This is a genomic window from Klebsiella sp. OBRC7 (genome assembly GCF_000293135.1).
GTDB classification, from domain to species: domain Bacteria; phylum Pseudomonadota; class Gammaproteobacteria; order Enterobacterales; family Enterobacteriaceae; genus Klebsiella; species Klebsiella michiganensis.
Map to the genome: position 1 here is coordinate 182826 of NZ_ALNJ01000019.1, position 21022 is coordinate 203847.

The 21022-nt window shown below is 52.8% G+C and carries 23 protein-coding genes and 2 pseudogenes; 7 read left to right on the top strand and 18 right to left on the bottom strand.

The window, feature by feature from the left end:
- The first annotated feature begins 1 nt into the window (after position 1).
- Positions 2-1420, top strand: coding sequence for a glutamate synthase subunit GltD (gene gltD, locus HMPREF1144_RS03955; protein WP_004854608.1), 1419 nt, complete (start codon positions 2-4; stop codon positions 1418-1420).
- 42 nt (positions 1421-1462) lie between these two features.
- On the opposite strand, the gene HMPREF1144_RS03960 is transcribed toward gltD, so the two are convergent.
- From HMPREF1144_RS03960 to zapE, 11 genes are all read right to left on the bottom strand, one after another.
- Positions 1463-2158, bottom strand: coding sequence for a DUF1120 domain-containing protein (locus HMPREF1144_RS03960; RefSeq protein WP_009651880.1), 696 nt, complete (start codon positions 2156-2158; stop codon positions 1463-1465).
- Positions 2155-2685, bottom strand: a complete 531-nt coding sequence (locus HMPREF1144_RS03965) for a hypothetical protein (RefSeq protein ID WP_004854610.1) — start codon at positions 2683-2685, stop codon at positions 2155-2157. The genes HMPREF1144_RS03960 and HMPREF1144_RS03965 overlap by 4 nt, the downstream gene beginning before the upstream one ends.
- On the bottom strand, positions 2682-5060 hold the full coding sequence (locus tag HMPREF1144_RS03970; protein ID WP_009651854.1) for a fimbrial biogenesis usher protein: 2379 nt from the start codon (positions 5058-5060) through the stop codon (positions 2682-2684). Before HMPREF1144_RS03970 ends, HMPREF1144_RS03965 begins: the two co-directional genes overlap by 4 nt.
- A gap of 21 nt (positions 5061-5081) precedes the next feature.
- On the bottom strand, positions 5082-5759 hold the full coding sequence (locus tag HMPREF1144_RS03975) for a fimbria/pilus chaperone family protein (protein WP_004854613.1): 678 nt from the start codon (positions 5757-5759) through the stop codon (positions 5082-5084).
- 102 nt (positions 5760-5861) lie between these two features.
- A complete protein-coding gene (locus HMPREF1144_RS03980) occupies positions 5862-6578 on the bottom strand; it encodes a DUF1120 domain-containing protein (RefSeq protein ID WP_004854615.1) in 717 nt (238 codons plus the stop codon).
- A 662-nt stretch (positions 6579-7240) separates the two neighbouring features.
- Positions 7241-7729 carry a ClpXP protease specificity-enhancing factor gene (gene sspB, locus HMPREF1144_RS03985; protein WP_032721901.1) on the bottom strand — a complete coding sequence of 163 codons (489 nt, stop codon included), beginning with the start codon at positions 7727-7729 and terminating at the stop codon, positions 7241-7243.
- 3 nt (positions 7730-7732) lie between these two features.
- Positions 7733-8371 (bottom strand): stringent starvation protein SspA, encoded by a 639-nt coding sequence (gene sspA / locus HMPREF1144_RS03990; RefSeq protein WP_004854619.1) that lies wholly within the window; start codon positions 8369-8371, stop codon positions 7733-7735.
- Positions 8341-8625, bottom strand: a complete 285-nt coding sequence (locus HMPREF1144_RS33195) for a hypothetical protein (protein ID WP_148675905.1) — start codon at positions 8623-8625, stop codon at positions 8341-8343. The genes sspA and HMPREF1144_RS33195 overlap by 31 nt, the downstream gene beginning before the upstream one ends.
- Before the next feature lie 57 nt (positions 8626-8682).
- Complete coding sequence (gene rpsI, locus HMPREF1144_RS03995; RefSeq protein WP_000829815.1) at positions 8683-9075, bottom strand: 30S ribosomal protein S9; 393 nt, start codon at positions 9073-9075, stop codon at positions 8683-8685.
- Between the two features lie 15 nt (positions 9076-9090).
- The gene (rplM, locus tag HMPREF1144_RS04000; RefSeq protein WP_004106200.1) at positions 9091-9519 is read right to left on the bottom strand and encodes a 50S ribosomal protein L13; all 429 of its coding nucleotides are present in this window, start codon (positions 9517-9519) and stop codon (positions 9091-9093) included.
- Between the two features lie 219 nt (positions 9520-9738).
- Positions 9739-10872, bottom strand: coding sequence for a cell division protein ZapE (gene zapE, locus HMPREF1144_RS04005; protein WP_009651873.1), 1134 nt, complete (start codon positions 10870-10872; stop codon positions 9739-9741).
- 190 nt (positions 10873-11062) lie between these two features.
- Between zapE and zapG the strand changes: the two genes are divergently transcribed.
- From zapG to degS, 3 genes are all read left to right on the top strand, one after another.
- Positions 11063-11461: a Z-ring associated protein ZapG gene (zapG, locus tag HMPREF1144_RS04010; protein ID WP_004854637.1), complete on the top strand. Its 399-nt coding sequence runs from the start codon at positions 11063-11065 to the stop codon at positions 11459-11461.
- 172 nt (positions 11462-11633) lie between these two features.
- A complete protein-coding gene (gene degQ / locus HMPREF1144_RS04015; RefSeq protein ID WP_004854644.1) occupies positions 11634-13001 on the top strand; it encodes a serine endoprotease DegQ in 1368 nt (455 codons plus the stop codon).
- An 86-nt stretch (positions 13002-13087) separates the two neighbouring features.
- Positions 13088-14149 carry an outer membrane-stress sensor serine endopeptidase DegS gene (gene degS / locus HMPREF1144_RS04020; RefSeq protein ID WP_009651894.1) on the top strand — a complete coding sequence of 354 codons (1062 nt, stop codon included), beginning with the start codon at positions 13088-13090 and terminating at the stop codon, positions 14147-14149.
- Positions 14150-14175: 26 nt separating this feature from the next.
- Here the strand turns inward: degS and HMPREF1144_RS30970 are convergent.
- The 3 genes and pseudogenes from HMPREF1144_RS30970 to mdh form a co-directional block, all read right to left on the bottom strand.
- Positions 14176-14370: pseudogene (locus tag HMPREF1144_RS30970) on the bottom strand (hypothetical protein); the annotation flags it as partial.
- A pseudogene (locus HMPREF1144_RS33450) lies at positions 14370-14465 on the bottom strand (GntR family transcriptional regulator); the annotation flags it as partial. The pseudogenes HMPREF1144_RS30970 and HMPREF1144_RS33450, both read right to left, overlap by 1 nt.
- 105 nt (positions 14466-14570) lie before the next feature.
- Positions 14571-15509 (bottom strand): malate dehydrogenase, encoded by a 939-nt coding sequence (gene mdh / locus HMPREF1144_RS04025; protein WP_004854646.1) that lies wholly within the window; start codon positions 15507-15509, stop codon positions 14571-14573.
- 413 nt (positions 15510-15922) lie between these two features.
- Between mdh and argR the strand changes: the two genes are divergently transcribed.
- The 3 genes from argR to yhcN-B all read left to right on the top strand — a co-directional run bounded on the left by argR (position 15923) and on the right by yhcN-B (position 17380).
- A complete protein-coding gene (gene argR, locus HMPREF1144_RS04030) occupies positions 15923-16393 on the top strand; it encodes a transcriptional regulator ArgR (RefSeq protein ID WP_004106225.1) in 471 nt (156 codons plus the stop codon).
- A gap of 354 nt (positions 16394-16747) precedes the next feature.
- Positions 16748-17011, top strand: a complete 264-nt coding sequence (gene yhcN, locus HMPREF1144_RS04035) for a peroxide/acid stress response protein YhcN (protein ID WP_004106226.1) — start codon at positions 16748-16750, stop codon at positions 17009-17011.
- A gap of 102 nt (positions 17012-17113) precedes the next feature.
- Positions 17114-17380, top strand: coding sequence for a DUF1471 family stress response protein YhcN-B (yhcN-B, locus tag HMPREF1144_RS04040; protein ID WP_004854652.1), 267 nt, complete (start codon positions 17114-17116; stop codon positions 17378-17380).
- Positions 17381-17430: 50 nt separating this feature from the next.
- Here the strand turns inward: yhcN-B and HMPREF1144_RS04045 are convergent, their stop codons facing one another.
- From HMPREF1144_RS04045 to aaeX, 4 genes are all read right to left on the bottom strand, one after another.
- Positions 17431-17706 (bottom strand): barstar family protein, encoded by a 276-nt coding sequence (locus HMPREF1144_RS04045; RefSeq protein ID WP_004854654.1) that lies wholly within the window; start codon positions 17704-17706, stop codon positions 17431-17433.
- Positions 17707-17845: 139 nt separating this feature from the next.
- On the bottom strand, positions 17846-19813 hold the full coding sequence (gene aaeB / locus HMPREF1144_RS04050; protein ID WP_004854655.1) for a p-hydroxybenzoic acid efflux pump subunit AaeB: 1968 nt from the start codon (positions 19811-19813) through the stop codon (positions 17846-17848).
- A gap of 5 nt (positions 19814-19818) precedes the next feature.
- Positions 19819-20751 carry a p-hydroxybenzoic acid efflux pump subunit AaeA gene (gene aaeA / locus HMPREF1144_RS04055; protein WP_004854657.1) on the bottom strand — a complete coding sequence of 311 codons (933 nt, stop codon included), beginning with the start codon at positions 20749-20751 and terminating at the stop codon, positions 19819-19821.
- Between the two features lie 7 nt (positions 20752-20758).
- A complete protein-coding gene (gene aaeX, locus HMPREF1144_RS04060) occupies positions 20759-20962 on the bottom strand; it encodes a p-hydroxybenzoic acid efflux pump operon protein AaeX (protein WP_009651846.1) in 204 nt (67 codons plus the stop codon).
- Between the last annotated feature and the right edge of the window lie 60 nt (positions 20963-21022).

Below are 21022 nucleotides of genomic sequence, written 5' to 3' on the forward strand. Positions count from 1 at the left end.
GATGAGTCAGAATGTCTATCAATTTATCGACTTACAGCGAGTTGATCCGCCAAAGAAAGCGCTGAAGATCCGTAAAATTGAATTTGTGGAAATTTACGAGCCGTTTTCAGAAGGCCAGGCTAAAGCGCAGGCAGACCGCTGTCTGTCCTGCGGCAACCCGTACTGCGAATGGAAGTGCCCGGTTCATAACTACATCCCGAACTGGCTGAAGCTGGCCAACGAAGGGCGTATTTTTGAAGCTGCGGAGCTGTCGCATCAGACCAATACCCTACCGGAAGTGTGCGGGCGCGTTTGCCCGCAGGACCGCCTGTGCGAAGGTTCCTGCACGCTGAACGATGAGTTCGGCGCGGTAACCATCGGTAATATTGAGCGCTATATCAACGATAAAGCGTTCGAAATGGGCTGGCGTCCTGACCTTAGCGGCGTGAAACAAACCGGTAAAACCGTCGCCATCATCGGCGCGGGTCCGGCGGGCCTGGCGTGCGCCGACGTATTGACCCGTAACGGCGTGAAGGCGGTGGTCTTCGATCGCCATCCGGAAATCGGCGGCCTGCTGACCTTTGGTATTCCGGCCTTTAAGCTGGAAAAAGAGGTGATGACCCGTCGTCGCGAGATCTTTACCGGTATGGGCATCGAGTTCAAACTGAATATCGAAGTGGGCCGCGATGTACAGCTCGACGATCTGCTGAAAGATTACGATGCGGTGTTCCTCGGCGTCGGGACCTATCAGTCTATGCGCGGCGGGCTGGAAAACGAAGACGCCAGCGGGGTCTTTGATGCGCTGCCGTTCCTCATCGCCAATACCAAGCAGATCATGGGCTTTGGTGAAACGGCAGATGAACCGTACGTTAGCATGGAAGGCAAGCGCGTCGTGGTTCTTGGCGGTGGCGACACCGCAATGGACTGCGTGCGTACCTCGATTCGCCAGAACGCCACCCACGTCATCTGCGCCTATCGCCGTGATGAGGAGAACATGCCGGGATCGAAGCGCGAAGTGAAAAACGCGCGTGAAGAAGGCGTGGAATTCCAGTTCAACGTTCAACCGCTGGGCATTGAAGTGAATGCCAACGGTAAAGTCTGCGGCGTGAAGATGGCGCGTACGGAGATGGGCCAGCCGGATGCGAAAGGCCGCCGTCGCGCGGAAATCGTGGCTGGTTCTGAGCATGTGGTACCCGCCGATGCCGTGGTCATGGCGTTTGGTTTCCGTCCACACAGTATGGAATGGCTGGCGAAGCACAGCGTTGAGCTCGATTCTCAGGGTCGCGTGATTGCGCCGGAAGGCAGCGACAACGCCTTCCAGACCAGCAACCCGAAAATCTTCGCCGGTGGCGATATCGTTCGCGGTTCCGATCTGGTAGTGACGGCGATTGCCGAAGGCCGTAAAGCGGCTGACGGGATCCTGAACTATCTGGAAGTGTAACGTAAAAAGCTTGCGGGCCCCGGAGCCCGCAAGCTTATTCATTCAGAGATAGACAATACTGATCACCGCCTCGCCGTCCAACGTCACCTTTTGCCCGCTCCTGAGATGGCTTCCCACCGATGCGCTTATCTGCAGAGGCACCGTTGCCGCCGTGATTGGCTGCGGTACCGAAGAGCCTTTTTTAACAAAGGTATAGAAATAGTCCTGCCCCGTTGGGAGCGGTAAAAGTGAGGAAACTTCCCACGGTCCCTCTTTGCTGGCCGATCCGGCAATATCAACGGCAACTTTTTTATCGTCAATCGCGATAGTATTGGCGGAATCGATTTGCATCGCATAGCTGCCAATAGGTTTATTTTCCATCGCCATACCCAGACCAAAAAGCCGTGATTTATCGCTTATGTATCCGCCGCCATTGACGTGAAACAGCACCCCCTCATGGCCGTGGGTATCTTTTCCCGTGATAGCGGAACTGGATCGCGCATCTCTCGCCGTAATAGCGATCCCGGTGGAGGATTCGCAGGTAATCGTTAAGGTAATATCCCGCACGCCTAGCTGGGTAAACGCGGACGTTGATAGCGACCCGACATGCCGCTCACCGAAATCGACGATGCCGTTTTGGCTCAGCGTTGGCGTGCACGCCGCCGCTTCTGCGGTCACGGTAAAATCAATACTAAGGTTGTCGCCGGCGTAAAGGATAGGACTGACTAAAAATGCAAATATAACAAAGATGTACCTCATGGGGTTACCACCCTAATCTGCAGATTCCCGCGGTATGTTACGCGATCCGTAATCGCCTGGCTCTCCATCATCGAAGCCACGTTCAGAACCACAGAGAGCTGACTGGCTTCAATCTCCTCCCCCTGTACAAATGCGATCCCTTGATTGAGAACAATGCGGGATCGCTTTGCTGCTTCCGCCGTAATCGGTGCCCCGGCGCTCCGTACAGGGACCAGCATCACGTCGCGATCGTCAGCCACCGCTTGCCCGGCGGTAATATTCATTTCCCCATGATTGCCAAGTGCGAACCTGCCGTTTTGTGCATAGGCGCTGTCGAAGAAAAGCCGAATACGTTGTGGCTTATCACAATGTACATACAGGACGAACTGCTTATCCGGAAGTGCCACAGGCTTATCTCCCGCCTGCTGGCGCTCTGCCGGGCGAACGGGCAGATAGTCCACCGAACGCTGCGTGCTATTTAATTCGCATTCGGCCAGAAGGGCGCCGGAAAACGCCAGCAGGCTAAGGCCCAGCCATAGACGAATCATTGACATACCCCGCTGGCATTTTCATAGAACGCATCTGTGTCTGGCGCTTCAGGCAGCGTTAGCGAGATGCGGCAACTTCCCTTTTCCAGTTTCGCCACCAATGTTTGTCTCCCTGTGAGGTTGTTCAAAAAAAGCACGCCGTCATCGACGGAAGTCGTTAAATAATTGCCCGCTGAATCCGTTACGGCGACCCCCTTCGGCAGCGGCTCACCGTTCCCCATCGTGACATCCAGCAGCACCCGGTGCTCCGTGATGGTAGAAAAGCGGATTTTGCCTACGGCCCCTCTGCCTTGCTTGAGCATTCTGAGCCCATTGCCAATATCCATATTCTTTGGCAAAGTCGCGGTGTTGATTTCAACGGCTGCATCTCGCCAGGCCGAAACGGAAGGAATGACTGCCTGACCGCTGAAGTCAGTCCACACCGGCCCCTGCGATGTCTCGATGCGCACTCCGGAAACCGGCTTATCCAGGCTGGCAATGGCAAAGGTGTCGCGAATCGCCCACGGTGTAAAAGTCACGCCATGACGGTGGGCGGCCATTCCCCCGCGCAGCGTTCCGGAGTAGCTATGGCTCTGCGAACCGTTGGTACTCACATTCATGCTTAGCTGCGTGTAATGCAGATTCTGATTTATCCCGCCGCTGAAGCTGTTCCGACTCTCGGTCTGGTCACGTTCGGCTCCGAGGGTATAACTGGTGTCATCGCTGATAGTGCCCGTTACCGAGGTACCGAATCTCTTCCGCCCTTTTTCACTGCGCGCGTAAGCGTTGACCGAATGCCGCTGGAAGGGAATATTCAGGTTCAGGTAAAAAAGATTATCATTGCTTTGCTCAATACTTCCGCCGCTGAGCTGGCGCTGCCAGCTTGCCGATACAGAAAATGCGCGAAAACTCTTTCCCCAGTTAAGCGTCGCGTAGCGAGAATTATTTTGGCTATCGAACCCTGTTACATCATAGAAGCTGGCGCTCATCGTACCTATAACAGGGTGTCCCCAGCTCGCACCCAATGAGTACTCCATTTTATTGGTGCCGCTAAAACTCTTATCAATGGCCTGAGAAAACTCACGATACTTTTCAGAGTATTTGCTCAACGAAGCATTCAGCCCAAAACCGGACTGTGTTGCATAAGAAGTCGATAGATTATACTTCTGGCCCTGCTGCGCATTATTGCGATCGAACGCCTGGTTAATCTGAAGAGAAAGCGACATTTCCTGCGGCAATACGGAATCAACGCGTATTCCTAAGGCCTGGTAGTTCTGGGCAACGATCGCGCCGCTAGTTAAATTATGCCTGGCGTTGAGCTTCCAGCCGCCAGCCAGGCTGGCTCCCCAGGGCTGCTGGCTATATGCATCGCTAACCCGGCCTAATGAAAGTTGATATCCGCCCGCAGGCCCCAGCCCGGAGCGATACAATGATGCGGGAACCACCTGACTATGCTGGCTGCCATCGGTCTCGAAAACGGTCACCGTCAGATCGCTGGTAGCATTGCGCAGGGAGATATCCGTTAAAGTAAAGGGACCGGCAGGCACTAAAGTGGAATACACCATAATCCCTTGCTGGCGGATCTCAACCCGCGCCTGCGGGGTACTGGCGATCCCTGTTACCAGCACGCCGCTCCCGGCATCGTTAAGGGCGCTCTCCGGCATAAAGGAGATGCCGTACAGCTCGGTGCCGTCGAGTAAAGGGTTATTCATGCCTATTTCACCAGCATTGACGGTGCTTTTTATCTGTGTAAAGGTGCGCTGCAGGTAGGTCTGCGAATTTTCGCTGTTAAACTGATTATTCGCACGGCTTAATAGCTGATGGCTACGCAGCAGCCAGGTATTCACGTTCAGACCGCCGTCCAGCATCAGCTGCGAATACTCGGAATGACCGCCGTTATAATCGTTGCGCGAAGCGAAAAAGGTGTAATTCAGCACCCCAGCCGTACCGCTCGTGTCGTATCCGCTGAGGTCGGTACTTTGGCTGACTAACTGCTCCTGCGGTAATATCAGATCGATTCGCCCTTTTCCGGGCGACGCTTTTAGGATCGTTTCAGGATGGGCCTGTAAATAGTCATAGCAGCCCTCGCTATCGATCCCCAATTGGCGAATACCGGCCTGTTCCATAAACGCTTTATCGAAACACAGCTGGCCGTCATCATCAAAGTGGGTGACGATATTTCCCTTATCCTTGCCGTTAATGCCCAGCATAACCGAGGTCGCTCCTGGCAGGAATTTGGCTTCTGAGGAGAAATAATGCGCAATTTGCGGATCGATACCCAAAGACGTTAAGGTTTCACTATCAAATTCTATCGCGCTCTTGTTGGCCTCTTCAGCTACCGCCAGTTGAGCGCTTCCCAACCCGATAAGACAGGCCAACAGCTTTTTTCTGAGCATTCCGTTCATCCTTGAACATAGTCACTGCAACGAGGTGATATAGCGCTCTCCTTTATATCCATAGCGGCTTGCCGGGTAAAACTCGACTTTCGTATCCGCTCCCGCTTTAGCAGGTAATTTTACGCTGACGCTGGTATGCGGCAGGAGATACGTTTTCGATAACTCGCCTGGAGAACCTGAAGGCAAAGTATTAAACATGGCCGTCATCCTGACGACATAGTCGCTTGGATTACTGATCTCCAGTTGTCCGTCCTTTTTGCGCCAGACCAGATGCTTCCACGGTTCGGGTTCCTCCGCCAGGCCAGCCGGATGGATAATGACCGGTAAATCCTGACGAATTGTGACCGTTGTTTTCAGTTTTCCCTTTTCCTTCGGCGGAATTCCTTCAAAGGTGACCCGTTTAAACTCTTCATGCTGCAGCGGTTTAGAGGTTTGCAGTATAAAGCGGATCTTTTGTGTGTCCCCTTGCTCTACGCGTACTACCGGCTGTGTAACAATTAAGCGGATAGATTTATCGCTATCGGCTAAATCAACCACTTTGGTATAGAGCAGGGACGGATGCGAATCGGAATTGGTGAGGTTCATCGACACCTCACCTTTTTGTTCATCAACGAGTAAGACAGATGTCTCAGGCACCATGCCGCTGGCATAGGCCCGGGTCGTCAATATCAATAACGACAACAGCAGCGTTTTTTTCATATTTGTGATATTTATTAAAATGAGATGGTGCTTATTAACAGGCCCAATAAATTTTATGAATATATTTATTGGACCCAATTTCAGAAGAACAGAATATAAATATTAAAGATAAACAAGACTCAGCGTGGCATTACCATCCAGCTCAACTTTTGTTCCAGAACCCAAAATACTAATATCCTGAACGGCGGAAACAATATCCAGCGGCATGACTAAATCTTTAAACAGCATTGGGGTCGTTTTGCCGATTTCAGCAACGGTAATGATACGGGTACTATCAGGATAATATAACCCGCCAGCGTTCGCATTCCTCCATCCGGAACCTTCTCTATCCGTATCTTTCAGTATCATATCCACTGCTGCGCCATCGGCGGTTGATCCACTCCTCGCTGCCGTAACGGTGTAAGCACCAATGTTCACGTTGTTAACTGTGCCGAGACCAAATACTGGATTAGAACTCGACATATTCTGACCCGGTACATAGTCTGCAATATAGGCCGAATCTGAAAGCGTGACTTTAGAACTCGCGCGGTTATCCTGCGCAATAATACCCACGCTGGTCGCCGCATCGCAGCTTACCGTTAAAGTAATGGTTTTTTTACCCAGCTGAACTAAAGAGTTACCGCTACTTTTCTTCTCAAGAACTGAGTTGCTCATGGAGCCATAATCAACGACGCCACTATTGCTTAGTTCCGGAGTGCATGCTGCCGGGGTAAAGGTTCCTTTTACCGTAAGATTGGCATCCATGGCGGCATTGGCGCCCGCAGCAGAAACAATAGCAGCGCAAACGCACAGCGCAGAAAGCGACTTTTTAGAGAACATATCAATTTTCCTTAATGTATAGTACGACCGATATAAGTTAAAATATCGGCACATCCTTTATCCAATTAAATCATCGGCACTAAACTAATCATCCCGGCAATAATTATCGAGAAAAGAATTAGTTATTGGAAGTAATGATGAAAGAGCTCCCTTTCACCGCCGACTAATCTACTTAATTGAACGACTAATCTCAAGAAAAAATAACCACAAAATTTTAAAAACCAAAAACATTCAATATTTACAAGAAGATAGTAAAGAACTGAAGGTAAGTTAAATAAAACACAGGTCAGTTAATTAAGCTGCTCTTTATAAATAAACAGCATCAATAGTAAAATAAGAATGCATATCTATCATAGAAACACCTTAATTAAATTCAAACAAATGAAACCAGAGAAATATGAATTCACATTCACATTTCATCTAAGATACCCGATCTCTTGTGCTGGATGACCATAGGGCACAGCAAAATAATCTGTGCAGGCCCAGCCCGCCGCAGAAACACGCTTTGTCCTGACGGAGAAGAGACTCAACGCTAGCAGTAAAGTTATAAAATAAAAAAAGCGAAGCATGTTGATGGCATGCTTCGCTCGGGATAGGGAATGCTGCCTGAATCACATATGAATTCATATATGAATCAGGCCCCGCAGGGCCTGTTATTGATATCACTTCACAACGCGTAGCGCCGGGCGTCCGCCGCGAGGAGGCGGCGTATCGTCCGGATCGTCGCCGTGATTATCCGGCTTATCGCCATCGATCACCGACATGACCGTTTCGCTGTCAGGCAGCTCTTCGCCATCGTTCAGGCTAGTGACATCTTCATCATAGGCCGCTTCTGGTTCGAACATGGTTCCCGCACCATTCTCGCGCGCGTAAACCGCCAGTACGGCCGCCATCGGCACGGAGACATTGCGCGGCACGCCGCCGAAGCGCGCGTTAAAACGCACTTCGTCGTTGGCCAGCTCGAGGTTACCGACAGCACGTGGGGCAATATTGAGAACAATTTGCCCATCGCGAGCGTACTCCATCGGGACCATTACGCCCGGCAGAGTGACGTCGACGACCAGATGCGGAGTCAGCTGGTTATCCAGCAGCCACTCATAGAACGCTCGTAACAGGTACGGGCGACGCGGCGTCAGCTGTGATACATCCATCATTTAGCCCCGCCCGAGACGCATTTCACGTTCGGCTTCAGTTAAAGAAGCGAGGAAAGAGTCGCGCTCAAACACGCGAGTCATATAGCCTTTAAGCTCTTTCGCGCCAGTACCGACCAGCTCTACGCCGAGAACCGGCAGACGCCACAGCAGCGGTGCCAGATAGCAGTCTACCAGGCTGAACTCATCGCTCAGGAAGTAGGGCTTCTGGGTAAATACTGGCGCAATCGCCTGCAGCTCTTCACGCAGCTGCTTACGCGCAGTATCAGCCTGCGCAGCGGTACCGGTCTGAATGGTATTCATCAACGAATACCAGTCTTTTTCGATACGGTGCATGTACAGACGGCTTTCCCCACGCGCCACCGGGTAAACCGGCATTAGCGGCGGATGCGGGAAACGCTCATCCAGGTATTCCATAATGATGCGAGATTCCCACAGAGTGAGCTCACGATCCACAAGCGTCGGTACGCTTTGATTCGGGTTGAGGTCAATCAGATCCTGAGGCGGGTTATCCTTCTCCACGTGCTCTATCTCAAAACTAACACCTTTTTCGGCCAGCACGATGCGGACCTGATGGCTATAGATGTCAGTAGGACCAGAAAACAGCGTCATTACCGAACGTTTGTTGGCAGCGACAGCCATGAAAACCTCCAGGTATATTCAGAATTTTTGTACTGCTGCCGACCACGCATGGCCAGCCAGATGTAAAAACCCCATTTGCGTGACTTCATTTCGTTCGTCATCCAAACAAAAAATGAACAATCACCTGCATTTGGGCAGAAAATTGGATGATAGTTTACCAGATTTTGAAGACGTTGTGGTGAGGGGATTCTGGAAATGCTGAAAAAGTGGTAATAATGGGGCGTTTGTAGAGGGAAAATGGCAAGTTTATCCATAAAAAAACCCGCCGAAGCGGGTTTTTTCGCAAATTGTTCTGCGTGAGCAGAAAACAATTAACGTTTGGAGAACTGCGGACGACGACGTGCTTTACGCAGGCCGACTTTCTTACGTTCAACCTGACGAGCATCACGAGTAACGAAGCCAGCTTTACGCAGTTCGCCACGCAGGGACTCATCGTACTCCATCAGAGCGCGGGTGATACCGTGACGGATCGCACCAGCCTGACCAGAGATACCACCACCTTTAACGGTGATGTACAGATCTAATTTCTCAACCATGTCGACCAGTTCCAGCGGCTGACGAACTACCATGCGGGCAGTTTCACGACCGAAGTACTGTTCCAGAGAACGCTGGTTGATAACGATTTTACCGTTGCCCGGTTTGATGAAAACGCGAGCTGCGGAACTTTTGCGGCGACCGGTGCCGTAGTATTGATTTTCAGCCATTGCCTATAATCCCGATTAGATGTCAAGAACTTGCGGTTGCTGTGCCGCGTGGTTGTGCTCGTTACCCGCGTAAACTTTCAGCTTACGGTACATAGCACGACCCAGCGGGCCTTTTGGCAGCATGCCTTTAACCGCGATTTCAATCACACGCTCAGGACGGCGGGCAATCATCTCTTCAAAGGTCGCTTCTTTGATACCACCGATGTGGCCGGTGTGGTGGTAGTACATTTTGTCTTCGCGCTTGTTGCCGGTTACAGCAACTTTTTCTGCGTTCAGAACGATGATGTAATCACCGGTATCAACGTGCGGAGTATATTCCGCTTTATGCTTGCCGCGCAGGCGCAGAGCCAGTTCGGAAGCCAGACGGCCCAGAGTTTTACCGGTCGCGTCAACAACATACCAGTCGCGTTTTACGGTTTCTGGTTTAGCTGTAAAAGTTTTCATTAAAAGCTTACCCAAATAAATAAGTTACACGTTGGTGAACACCCAAACGTTTAGTCAGTTGAGGTTCACACGACATTGTCCAGCAAACCTACCCCTTCGAATAGCCTATGCCGGCACATAGAAAGTTTTGGGAAAAAAACCTTCTCGTAACGTGGGGTCGCAAGATTATAGAGAAGTCGGGGTCAAAGATCGACCCCTTTATGTGATTTGTCCCCGGTTTTACCCCGCCAGGTGTTCCCGCTTCAGATACTCCTCGCTCTGCATCTCCTGCAGGCGCGACAAACAGCGCTGGAACTCGAACTTTAATCTCTCGCCCTGATAGATCTCATACAGCGGCACCACCGCGCTGACCACCAGCTTGACGTGGCGTTCATAGAACTCATCGACCAGGGCGATAAAGCGCCGCGCCTCGCTCTCCATCAGCCCGGTCATCACCGGCACATCAAAGAGCATCACGGTATGAAACAGACGCGAGAGCGCAATATAGTCGTGCTGGCTACGCGCATCCACGCACAGCGTGGCGAAGGAAGCCGCCAGCGTCTGGTTCTCAACGCCCAGCGTCGGCAGCGGGCGATGGTTGATCTCCAGCGTTGGCATCTGCTCGCGCTTCGCCCCCGCCAGCGCCAGCCACAGTTTATCCATCTGCTGCTGCGTCTCAGCGTTCAGCGGTGACAGCCACAAATGCGCCTGGGTTAGCGTGCGCAGGCGGTAATCAATACCGGCGTCGACATTCATCACATCGCAATGCTGTTTGATGGCGTCGATGGCGGGCAGGAAACGAGCGCGCTGAAGGCCGTTGCGGTACAGCTCGTCAGGCGGAATATTCGACGTCGCCACCAGGGTTATGCCGCGGGCAAACAGCGCTTTCATCAGGCCGCCCAGCAGCATCGCATCGGTAATATCAGAAACGAAAAACTCATCGAAGCAGAGCACATCGGTTTCAGCTTTAAAGCGATCCGCGACGATTTCCAGCGGATCGCTGTGCCCCTGCAGCGTCGTTAACTCTTCATGAACCCGCAGCATAAAGCGATGAAAGTGCAGACGTTGTTTACGTTCTCCCGGCAGACTTTGATAGAACAGATCCATCAACCAGGTTTTTCCTCTGCCGACGCCGCCCCACATATAGAGGCCGCGAACGGCAACCGTTTCGGTAACGGGATCGCGCTTGCCCAGCAGTTTGCCAAATTTGGCCCGCAGACCGCCGCCGGTTTGCGGCGCGACCGAAGGTTTATTCTGCAGTTCTTGATAAATCGTATCGAGGCGGCTGACCGCTTCTCGCTGGACGTCGTCAGGTTGATGGCTCCCCTCCTTGAGAGAGGAAAGGTAACGCGATGTTGGGGACAGGCTTTGCATGATCTAATTGTTATTCCTTGAAAACCGTAATGCCATAGCTCACGATTGACGAAAAAAAGGCCGCTCTACACTACGTGATGATACGCCAGGATTCCACTTCTGTGGAATTAGCGGTTATAGTGGCACTATCGGGCGCAGGCGGAGAGCCTCACAGCCACCCTACGGAACCACAAAACAACGGGAGATGTTCATGACCTGGGAATACGCGCTAATTGGGCTAGTTGTCGGCATCATTATCGGCGCCGTCGCGATGCGTTTTGGCAATCGCAAATTACGCCAACAGCAGGCGCTGCAGTTCGAACTGGAAAAGAATAAAGCAGAGCTGGAAGAGTACCGCGAAGAGCTGGTGAGCCATTTTGCCCGTAGCGCAGAGCTGCTGGATAACATGGCGCATGATTACCGCCAGCTGTATCAGCATATGGCGAAAAGCTCCAACAACCTGCTGCCGGACAGCATGGCGGACGCCAACCCGTTCCGTAATCGTCTGGAAGAATCCGAAGCGGGTAACGATCAGGCCCCGGTCCAGATGCCGCGCGACTACTCTGAAGGCGCATCCGGTCTGCTGCGCGGCGGTGTAAAGCGCGATTAAACCGGCAACGACAGTAAAAATATTTTCCGGGCGCACCCTCTGCGCCCGTTTCTACCTTCCATCCCGGCTACAATTTAACGATTGCCCACGTTGTTAGCGGGTCGAAAATTCAATAACATCGGGCCATTCGGGACGTTTCCCATACACCTTAGGTTACGAGAGCCAGCAACTAATGAATAAACCGACTTTGCTGTTGAGTGCGTTAGCGTTAAGCATTGGGTTGTCGTTGTCCGCCTTACCTCCGGCAGCAGCGTCTTTACCGACACAGGTTCCCGGTCAGGGCGCGTTGCCAAGCCTCGCGCCGATGCTGGAGAAAGTGTTGCCGGCGGTGGTGAGCGTACAGGTTGAGGGTACCGCGTCACCCGCGCAAAATATGCCGGAAGAGCTGAAGAAGTACTTTGGCGACAACGCGCCGCAAGAGCAGGCGCAGCCTTTTGAAGGACTGGGCTCAGGGGTCATTATTGACGCCGCAAAAGGCTACGTGCTGACCAATAATCACGTGATTAATCAGGCGCAGAAAATCAGCGTCCAGCTTAACGATGGTCGCGAGTTCGATGCCAAACTGGTCGGCAGCGACGAACAGAGCGATATTGCACTGCTGCAGATCCTCAAGCCCAGTAATTTGACACAAATCGCGATCGCCGACTCGGACAAGCTGCGGGTTGGTGACTTCGCCGTCGCCGTCGGTAACCCGTTTGGCCTGGGCCAGACCGCCACTTCAGGGATTATTTCAGCCCTTGGCCGCAGCGGCCTGAACCTTGAGGGGCTGGAGAACTTTATCCAGACTGATGCCTCAATCAACCGCGGCAACTCCGGCGGCGCGCTGCTGAACCTCAACGGCGAGCTGATTGGTATCAATACCGCTATTCTGGCCCCGGGCGGGGGCAGCGTCGGCATTGGCTTCGCGATCCCCAGCAATATGGCGAAAATCCTCTCCCAGCAGCTTATTCAGTTTGGTGAAATCAAACGCGGCCTGCTGGGTATTAAAGGTATGGAAATGAGCGCGGATATCGCCAAAGCGATGAACCTTGACGTCCAGCGCGGCGCGTTCGTCAGCGAGGTGCTGCCAAACTCCGGATCGGCCAAAGCGGGAATTAAATCTGGCGACGTTATCGTCAGCCTCAACGGTAAACCGCTCAACAGCTTCGCCGAACTGCGTTCACGCATCGCCACGACCGAGCCGGGCACCAAAGTGAAGCTAGGACTCTTGCGCGAAGGAAAACCCGTTGAAGTGGAAGTCACTCTGGACAAGAGCACCTCTTCTTCCGCCAGCGCCGAGCTTATCGCACCGGCCCTGCAGGGCGCATCGTTAAGCGACGGTCAGATGAAAGACGGAACCAAAGGCATCGTCATTGATAATGTCGATAAAGGCAGCCCGGCCGCGCAGGCGGGCCTGCACAAAGACGATATCATTATTGGCCTCAACCGCGAGCGCGTGCGCTCCATTGCCGAACTGCGCAAAGTGCTCGAAAGCAAACCGACGGTGATTGCGCTGAATGTCATTCGCGGCAGCGAAAGCATCTATCTGCTGCTGCGTTAACTCGCCTTCCGGGCATCGCGTGCAGTGCGATGTCCGGACAAGACGTGTTATGCTGCCCCTGTCTATCCATCAACGATATCTGCATCATGCCTGGAAAGTTTTTACGTTCGATACTTATCGGTTTGATTGTCGGCGGCCTGCTGCTGGCCGTTATGCCTTCGCTGCGCCAGTGGCAGCTTTCGCCGACCACGCAGTACGATAGCGCGGATGAATCTCCCGCCAGCTATAATTCCGCCGTTCGCCGCGCCGCCCCAGCGGTCGTGAACGTCTATAACCGCGCCCTCAACAGCACCAGCCATAACCAGCTAACGCTCGGTTCCGGCGTGATCATGGATCAGCGCGGCTATATCCTGACCAATAAGCACGTTATCAACGATGCCGACCAGATTATTGTTGCCCTGCAGGATGGCCGGGTCTTTGAAGCGCTGCTGGTCGGATCCGATACTCTCACCGATCTGGCGGTATTAAAAATCAACGCCAGCGGCGGCCTGCCGGTCATTCCGATTAATCCGAAACGCGTGCCGCATATCGGTGATGTCGTGCTGGCGATTGGCAACCCGTACAACCTCGGGCAAACCATTACCCAGGGCATTATCAGCGCCACCGGCCGTATCGGCCTGAACCCCACCGGACGCCAGAACTTCCTGCAGACCGACGCGTCGATCAACCACGGTAACTCAGGCGGCGCGCTGGTGAACTCGCTGGGCGAGCTTATGGGTATCAACACCCTGTCATTTGATAAAAGCAACGACGGCGAAACGCCGGAGGGCATCGGCTTTGCGATCCCCTTCCAGCTGGCAACCAAGATTATGGATAAGCTGATCCGCGATGGCCGCGTGATTCGCGGCTATATAGGGATCAGCGGCCGCGAAATTGCGCCGATGCATGCCCAGGGCGGTGGCGGTATCGATCAGCTGCAGGGGATTGTGGTGAATGATGTTGCGCCGGAAGGCCCGGCCGCCCAGGCAGGTATCCGCGCCAACGACGTGATTATTTCCGTTAACGACAAGCCCGCCGTTTCCGCCCTGGAAACCATGGACCAGGTCGCAGAGATTCGCCCGGGCTCGGAAATTCCGGTGGTGATTATGCGCGATGATAAAAAAATTACGCTGCATATCGCCGTCCAGGAATATCCGGCGACCAATTAACAGGCTCCCCGCAAGGGGAGCACCTTTCAATCAGCAAATAGCGGCCCGGCCGGGAATGTCGCCAGAAACCCGGTTATGGCCAGCAGCGACCGCAGGTCAGGCCACGCAAACTGGCGCTCCCGCAGCTCGTTATCCAGCGTCATCAGCGCAAACTCGCCTTTATCCCCCAGAACGCCGCCCTGCCAGAGCAACCGCTGGGCCTGCTGCAGACAGATGCCATGCTGAGTATTTGCGCAGACTCCTGATGATCTTTTTTCAGATACAGAATGACATAACCGATATAACCATCCAAAAACTGCTGATAAATCTTTTCCAGACGCGGGGAGTTTAGCAGATTTACCAGCAGGTTGAGTCATTCAGGGGCGGGAGAAAGGCATAAAAAAGCCGGAACCCAGGCTCCGGCTTTTCTTTTCATGAAACGTTATTTATTCACAAAGTCTTCGCCAAGGGCGATATCTTTCTTCAGCGTATCCAGCATCCCCTCCAGCGCCTGCTGCTCAAACGCGCTCAGTGTGCCGATAGACTGACGCTGCTCTACGCCATTTTTGCCTAACAGCAGCGGCTGTGAGAAGAAGCGGGCATATTGACCATCACCTTCAACGTAGGCGCATTCCACTACCCCTTTCTCTCCCTGCATGGCGCGAACCAAGGAGAGACCGAATCGCGCGGCGGCCTGTCCCATCGAGAGCGTTGCTGAGCCGCCACCGGCTTTTGCTTCCACAACTTCAGTACCGGCGTTTTGAATGCGCTTAGTCAAATCGGCCACTTCCTGCTCGCTGAAGCTGACGCCCGGAATTTGTGACAATAAAGGAAGGATAGTCACGCCTGAATGGCCGCCAATCACCGGAACCTCGACATCTGATGAAGATTTACCTTTCAGTTCGGCAACAAAGGTATTCGAGCGGATAATATCCAGCGTTGTGACGCCAAAGAGCTTGTTCTTATCGTAAACACCGGCTTTTTTCAGCACTTCTGCGGCAATTGCCACGGTGGTGTTCACCGGGTTGGTAATCACCCCGACGCAGGCCTGCGGACAGGTTTTGGCGATTTGCTGTACCAGATTTTTCACAATACCGGCATTAACGTTGAATAAATCGGAGCGATCCATGCCGGGCTTACGCGCTACGCCCGCGGATATCAGCACCACATCAGCGCCTTCCAGCGCAGGGGTGGCGTCTTCGCCGGAAAAACCTTTGATTTTTACATCGGTAGGGATATGGCTTAGATCAACCGCCACGCCCGGGGTTACCGGAGCAATGTCGTACAACGAGAGTTCTGAACCTGAAGGCAGTTGGGTCTTAAGTAGTAGGGCAAGCGCCTGGCCAATTCCACCAGCGGCGCCGAGGACTGCAACTTTCATCCTAAACTCCTTATTATGGTTAAAATAGTCTTTCGTTACTCCGTCGCCTGGACCTTAATTCACAAGATGAACAATTACAATAATTATGGCTGAAGAATGCGTGGTCGTGCGCAGCGATGCAGCAGCTTCGCATTTTCCTCCCTGAGACTGACCATCCAGCAAAGCGTAGTACCGGATCGACTGTTGGTTACAATACACCCAGCGCATTGAGCAGAACAACATCATTTAATAACATTTCGTTTACTTTTGTGGCAATTTGCGCGCCGTGACGAAAGCATGTTCCTTATTAGGGTTTTTTGCTAAAATATGCGCCCTTCATAACATTATTTACGCTTCTCCCCTGCGGATTATTTGCATAAAAATGCATGTTTATGCATAATGATGTTGTTTTTACCACCATAATTGGGTGACTTATGCGTAGTTCGGCAAAACAAGAAGAACTGGTTAAAGCGTTTAAAGCGCTGCTTAAAGAAGAGAAATTCAGCTCTCAAGGTGAAATCGTTCAGGCCCTGCAAGAGGAAGGCTTCGATAATATCAACCAATCGAAAGTCTCACGTATGCTCACCAAGTTTGGCGCCGTACGCACGCGTAACGCCAAAATGGAAATGGTTTACTGCCTGCCCGCCGAGCTTGGCGTCCCGACGACCTCCAGCCCGCTAAAAAACCTGGTGCTGGATATCGATTATAACGATTCGGTCGTGGTTATTCATACCAGCCCAGGCGCAGCGCAGCTGATCGCCCGGCTTCTGGACTCCCTTGGCAAAGCCGAAGGTATTCTCGGCAGCATTGCGGGTGATGACACTATCTTTACCACCCCGGCCAGAGGTTTTACCGTTAAAGAGCTGCATGACGCCATTCTCGTCCTGTTTGAGCAGGAACTCTGATGCCCTTCCCTCTGGCTAGCGCCAGAGGCTACCCCTTCAAAAAATTATCATTTCTTTAACATTTTGTGTGTTTTTCCGCTTCTATACATTCATTTACGTGATGAAACCGGCTTAAGCGCACAAAAGATCAAATTCACCTATCGTTATGATTTTATTAGCCATAATGACCAAACATGGCGAAGAAAAGACATTTCTAATTCTTATATGTTATAAAAAAGACATTTCTTTGTAATTATTTACATGAAAAACAATTAGCAAGGTATTAATATTTTCAGTGATTAGTGTATACTTGATTTTGTGATGAGGGTCACGAAACAAAGACCCCCAACAAAAAGATTCGACGAGGTGAACATCATGAAAATCAAAACCACTGTAGCAGCATTAAGTATCCTTTCCGTTCTGTCTTTCGGCGCCTTCGCCGCTGACTCTATCAACAGCGAACAGGCTCAAGGCCGTCAGGCAATCGGCACCGTTTCCGTCGGCGCGGTAAGTTCTTCCCCGATGGATATGCACGAAATGCTGAACAAAAAAGCACAAGAAGAAGGTGCTTCTTCATACCGCATTATTGAAGCACGTACCGGTGACCACTGGCACGCAACGGCTGAACTTTATAAATAAGATTTAACGATTGTCGGTCATTAACTGAAACAGAATCTCTCCAGCGGCCCCAGGTTCATTAAGCCTCCCGCCGCTGCAAATATTAAGGTTGGAGAAAAAATTATGAAAAGCGCAATTATCATCGCATCCCTGGGTCTGGCTTCCGTTCTCTCTTTCGGCGCAAACGCCGCCGTTAATCAAGTGAACACCGAACAGGCGCAAAATCTGCAGTCCATGGGCACCGTTTCCGTTTCTCAGGTAGGCAGCGCGCCGATGGATATGCGTCAGGAACTGGCGGCGAAAGCTGAGAAAGAAGGCGCCAGCAGCTACCGTATTATTGAAGCCCGTACCGGCGATAACTGGCACGCTACGGCTGAGCTGTACAAATAAACCCTCGTCGTCTTATCCGACGACTTGCCCCCGCTCCGTCGGGGGCTTTTTTATGACTGCCGCACATTAAAACGCAGCTCCCCTTCCAGCTCCTCTTCCGCCTCATCAAAGAGCAGAATTAACGCGCCGAAACGCCGCCGCTGATTATCGCTTAAATGAATAAACTCAATCTCCAGCGGTAAGGGTAACAGCCCGGCGGTCACGGCTTCCCACAGAGAATCCAGGTTATTCACTTTTTCACGCGCTAAAGCAAAGGTACGAGAAAACTCACGATAAAAATCCTGCTGCTCAGCTATTTCATCAAAATCAAAGGTATAGGTAGTCATTGCCCGCATCCCGTCCACACCTGCAACTTTTCATAGCCCGGTCATCCCGGCGTGTAGATCCACTCTGACGGCGGAATTCATACTCTGAGCGTTAAGTATAGCGATAAAAAAACCGACGCTTCGGCGTCGGTTCTGGCGGCTAGCTGTTGGTTAACACATGCTGGTACTTATGCAGCATCTCCACCAGCCTTCGTACCGGCTCGGTCACCTGCGGAGAGGCTTCCCAGTGCTGTAATTTTTGCTGGTAGATATCCAGTTCATCAAGCAAGCGGGCAAAATAGTAGCGGCGCTTATCATCACTACTGGCTGAAATGACGCGATCCGCGGTACGTCGCAGCTGCCGGTGAAAGGCCGACAGATCGTCATTTATCGGTACCGGCGCATCGCGCAGACGCTGATGCGCGATAATCAGGGTCAGCGCCAGACGAAAGCGGGCGATATCGCCAGGGAATTTATTCAGCAACAAAAAGAGCTGACGATACAGGGCCGGCAGATGGTTCTCTTTACGTCGCGCCGTATTGGTGGTCAGCGATGATACCGCCGCCGAGACAAACTGGTTGAGCAGCACGCGGCCAGTGCGGGCCTGCGAATTATCACGAACCAGCAGGATCACCATCAGCGCAAGGAAGCATCCGACGATCTGGCCCAGGGCACTATCAAGAAACTGGTTGAATTCAAACTTCATCGGATTGTCGAGCACCAGAATATTAATGGTGCTGGCCAGCGCCCCCAGCGAGCCCAGCCGCCGCTTTTGTACTTCGATGCCGATAAAAAAGGCCATCACCGCCAGGCTGATACACAGCAGCAGCATACTTTGCTGCGTCGCGGGCATAATCACGAGGAAAAACAGCGCCCCCAGCGGTAACGCCGCCAGCGTGCCGTAGAGGAAATCGATAGCCACCATCCGCGGATTAGGTAAACGCATCGCTAAGGCCGTGACAACCGCAATCATGACCATCGCCCCGCTTCCTGAAGTCCAGCCGGTCCACAGCCAGAACAGCGTACCGAGGATACAGGAGATAGACGTACGCCAAAAGTTGACCATCGCATGGTGCCGCTCGGCGGATTCCGCCTTCACCACCACTTCGCCTTGCAGTACTTCCTCTTCAATACGGCTGATTTTGGTATTGCCAACCACGCCCCGCTTCAAAAGCAGATAGCGCGTCGCAGCGCCTACCCAGCTGTAGATCGTCACCGGCGTATTGTGCTCTCCCTTCCAGGTCAAGAAGCGGCGCATCCGCTTTAGCTGGCGGTGCACGTCCTGCACGGTCTCGACCGGTTCCGCAAACAGCTCGCGGTAATCATCCGTCACCATCTCAGGCCGGGTATTCTGGATCAAATAGGTTTCACAGGCCTGAGTAATTAAGGTCAGAGAGAGGGTATTGATCGCCTTCAGCCGCTGATTCACTTTTGCCCATCGCGAGGACTCCATAATCAAGTTGCCACGCATCCCTTCCAGCCCGTTGGTACGACGCACCAGCGCGCTCCAGGCCTTATCGACGTCATCTTTATCACCATGCGCCACGCAAAGCTGCATCAGGCGATAGTGATCGATCAGCAGATTATCCAGTTCAAGGTCGATCTCTTTTTTAATCGAACGCGGAGAAAACAGCAGGTCGGCCACAATGGCGCTGACGATACCGATGACAATCTCACTGCATCGCTCAACGGCGAACTGCGGCGCCAGCATCGGCTCTTCATGAATAGTGATAATAATGATAAGCGCGGTATAGCCCGCCAGGCCCCAGGCATAGGAGTTCTCAACCCGCACCAGCGAGGAGATCCAGGTGCAGAATCCGGCCCACAGGCAGCATACCAGCACCATCAGCAGCGGGGCGCGGATCATCAGGATGATGATCGCCAGCGCGGCGATACAGCCGATAAAGGTGCCGGCGATACGCAGCATCCCGCGATAGCGGATCGCCCCGGAGTAAGGCTCCCCGCCTGCGGCAAACGCCGGGCCGGCAGCAACGATGGCGGCGGTAAGCACCGCCCAGCGCGGCGTTTCCAGCTGAAAATGAAAACCGACGAATAACGCCAGCACCACCGCGCAGGCTAACTTAACGGCGAAGCGGAGATGCCGGAGTTCGATGGTGAAGATCCCCATGGCGATTAACCAAACTCACGCAGGCGCATCGCCAGTTTCTGGAAGAAGTTTGCCTGGCGGGTATCACGATCCTCTTTACCTGTAATCACCACCGTCGCGGTGGTACCCGCAGGCCAGAGATTGCCCTGCTGTTGATCGAGGCGAATACGTACCGGCACCCGCTGTGCCAGACGTACCCATTCAAGGTTAGAATCAATAGAGGCTAGCCCCTTTGAATCGCTGCTGCTGCTGGCATTGGTGACGCCTGCAGCAATGCTGTCGACGGTGCCCCTGAGGGTGTGTACGCTTCCCAGCGGGGTGATTTCAGCACGAAAGCCGGGGCGTACGCCCTCAAGCTTGGTCTCTTCAAGATAGGCCATAACATAGAAGGTATTCTGCTTCACCAGCGCAACCGCGGTGGAGCCTCGGGTGATAAACTCGCCGCGGTAAACGTTCAGGTTGGTCACCCAGCCGTCGGCCGGGGCGCGAATCACCGTACGTTCAAGGTCAAGCTTCGCCAGGTCGCGACTTGCCGTCGCTTTGGCTAATTGATGCTCAACGGTTTGCAGAACGTTATTCGCCTGGTCTATCTCTTCCCTGGACATGGCCTGGACGCCAAGGCGGTTACGACGGCCGGCTTCGACGCGCTTCTCCTGCGCCAGAGTCTGATAGTAGGAGACATCGGCTTCAGCCTCGGCTAACGCCTTCTGGTAACGCGGCTGGTCAATGACGAACAAAACCTGGTCTTTCTTAACCAGTTGGTTATCCTTGATATTCACCTGCGAAATCAGGCCGGAGACGTCGGGAGCGATGGCCACAATATCCGCACTAAAACGCGCATCGCGCGTCCAGGGCGAGGCGGTGTAATACACCCATGCGCGAAAAATCGCCATAAATGCAAGGATAACCAGTATCACAGTGATTGCGGTACGGAGGATATTTCTTGTTAGTGTTTTCACATCAACCTCAAACGAACAAACGTGATATCAGATAAAACAGGCAGCAATATAGCGCGGTATTAAACAGTGCCGGGTGCCAGACAAAATCATAGATGCCCGTTGGAACCAGCAGGCGGTGCACCAGCCAGAAGAGGGCTAGCGACAATAGCAATTCAAAGAAGATCGGCGGAAACGACAAGCCGAAAATCACAATGACAGGAAACAGACTCATGATGACCTTGATAAGAAGCGTACAGGTGATATGCGCGATGCGTTTATTATTAAGCTAACT

Excerpts from the sequence above, each read along its gene's own strand:
- gltD (WP_004854608.1), top strand. The coding sequence starts at position 2 with ATGAGTCAGAATGTCTATCAATTTATCGACTTACAGCGAGTTGATCCG.
- HMPREF1144_RS03960 (WP_009651880.1), bottom strand. The coding sequence starts at position 2,158 with ATGAGGTACATCTTTGTTATATTTGCATTTTTAGTCAGTCCTATCCTT.
- HMPREF1144_RS03965 (WP_004854610.1), bottom strand. The coding sequence starts at position 2,685 with ATGATTCGTCTATGGCTGGGCCTTAGCCTGCTGGCGTTTTCCGGCGCC.
- HMPREF1144_RS03970 (WP_009651854.1), bottom strand. The coding sequence starts at position 5,060 with ATGCTCAGAAAAAAGCTGTTGGCCTGTCTTATCGGGTTGGGAAGCGCT.
- HMPREF1144_RS03975 (WP_004854613.1), bottom strand. The coding sequence starts at position 5,759 with ATGAAAAAAACGCTGCTGTTGTCGTTATTGATATTGACGACCCGGGCC.
- HMPREF1144_RS03980 (WP_004854615.1), bottom strand. The coding sequence starts at position 6,578 with ATGTTCTCTAAAAAGTCGCTTTCTGCGCTGTGCGTTTGCGCTGCTATT.
- sspB (WP_032721901.1), bottom strand. The coding sequence starts at position 7,729 with ATGGATGTATCACAGCTGACGCCGCGTCGCCCGTACCTGTTACGAGCG.
- sspA (WP_004854619.1), bottom strand. The coding sequence starts at position 8,371 with ATGGCTGTCGCTGCCAACAAACGTTCGGTAATGACGCTGTTTTCTGGT.
- HMPREF1144_RS33195 (WP_148675905.1), bottom strand. The coding sequence starts at position 8,625 with ATGGATAAACTTGCCATTTTCCCTCTACAAACGCCCCATTATTACCAC.
- rpsI (WP_000829815.1), bottom strand. The coding sequence starts at position 9,075 with ATGGCTGAAAATCAATACTACGGCACCGGTCGCCGCAAAAGTTCCGCA.
- rplM (WP_004106200.1), bottom strand. The coding sequence starts at position 9,519 with ATGAAAACTTTTACAGCTAAACCAGAAACCGTAAAACGCGACTGGTAT.
- zapE (WP_009651873.1), bottom strand. The coding sequence starts at position 10,872 with ATGCAAAGCCTGTCCCCAACATCGCGTTACCTTTCCTCTCTCAAGGAG.
- zapG (WP_004854637.1), top strand. The coding sequence starts at position 11,063 with ATGACCTGGGAATACGCGCTAATTGGGCTAGTTGTCGGCATCATTATC.
- degQ (WP_004854644.1), top strand. The coding sequence starts at position 11,634 with ATGAATAAACCGACTTTGCTGTTGAGTGCGTTAGCGTTAAGCATTGGG.
- degS (WP_009651894.1), top strand. The coding sequence starts at position 13,088 with ATGCCTGGAAAGTTTTTACGTTCGATACTTATCGGTTTGATTGTCGGC.
- mdh (WP_004854646.1), bottom strand. The coding sequence starts at position 15,509 with ATGAAAGTTGCAGTCCTCGGCGCCGCTGGTGGAATTGGCCAGGCGCTT.
- argR (WP_004106225.1), top strand. The coding sequence starts at position 15,923 with ATGCGTAGTTCGGCAAAACAAGAAGAACTGGTTAAAGCGTTTAAAGCG.
- yhcN (WP_004106226.1), top strand. The coding sequence starts at position 16,748 with ATGAAAATCAAAACCACTGTAGCAGCATTAAGTATCCTTTCCGTTCTG.
- yhcN-B (WP_004854652.1), top strand. The coding sequence starts at position 17,114 with ATGAAAAGCGCAATTATCATCGCATCCCTGGGTCTGGCTTCCGTTCTC.
- HMPREF1144_RS04045 (WP_004854654.1), bottom strand. The coding sequence starts at position 17,706 with ATGACTACCTATACCTTTGATTTTGATGAAATAGCTGAGCAGCAGGAT.
- aaeB (WP_004854655.1), bottom strand. The coding sequence starts at position 19,813 with ATGGGGATCTTCACCATCGAACTCCGGCATCTCCGCTTCGCCGTTAAG.
- aaeX (WP_009651846.1), bottom strand. The coding sequence starts at position 20,962 with ATGAGTCTGTTTCCTGTCATTGTGATTTTCGGCTTGTCGTTTCCGCCG.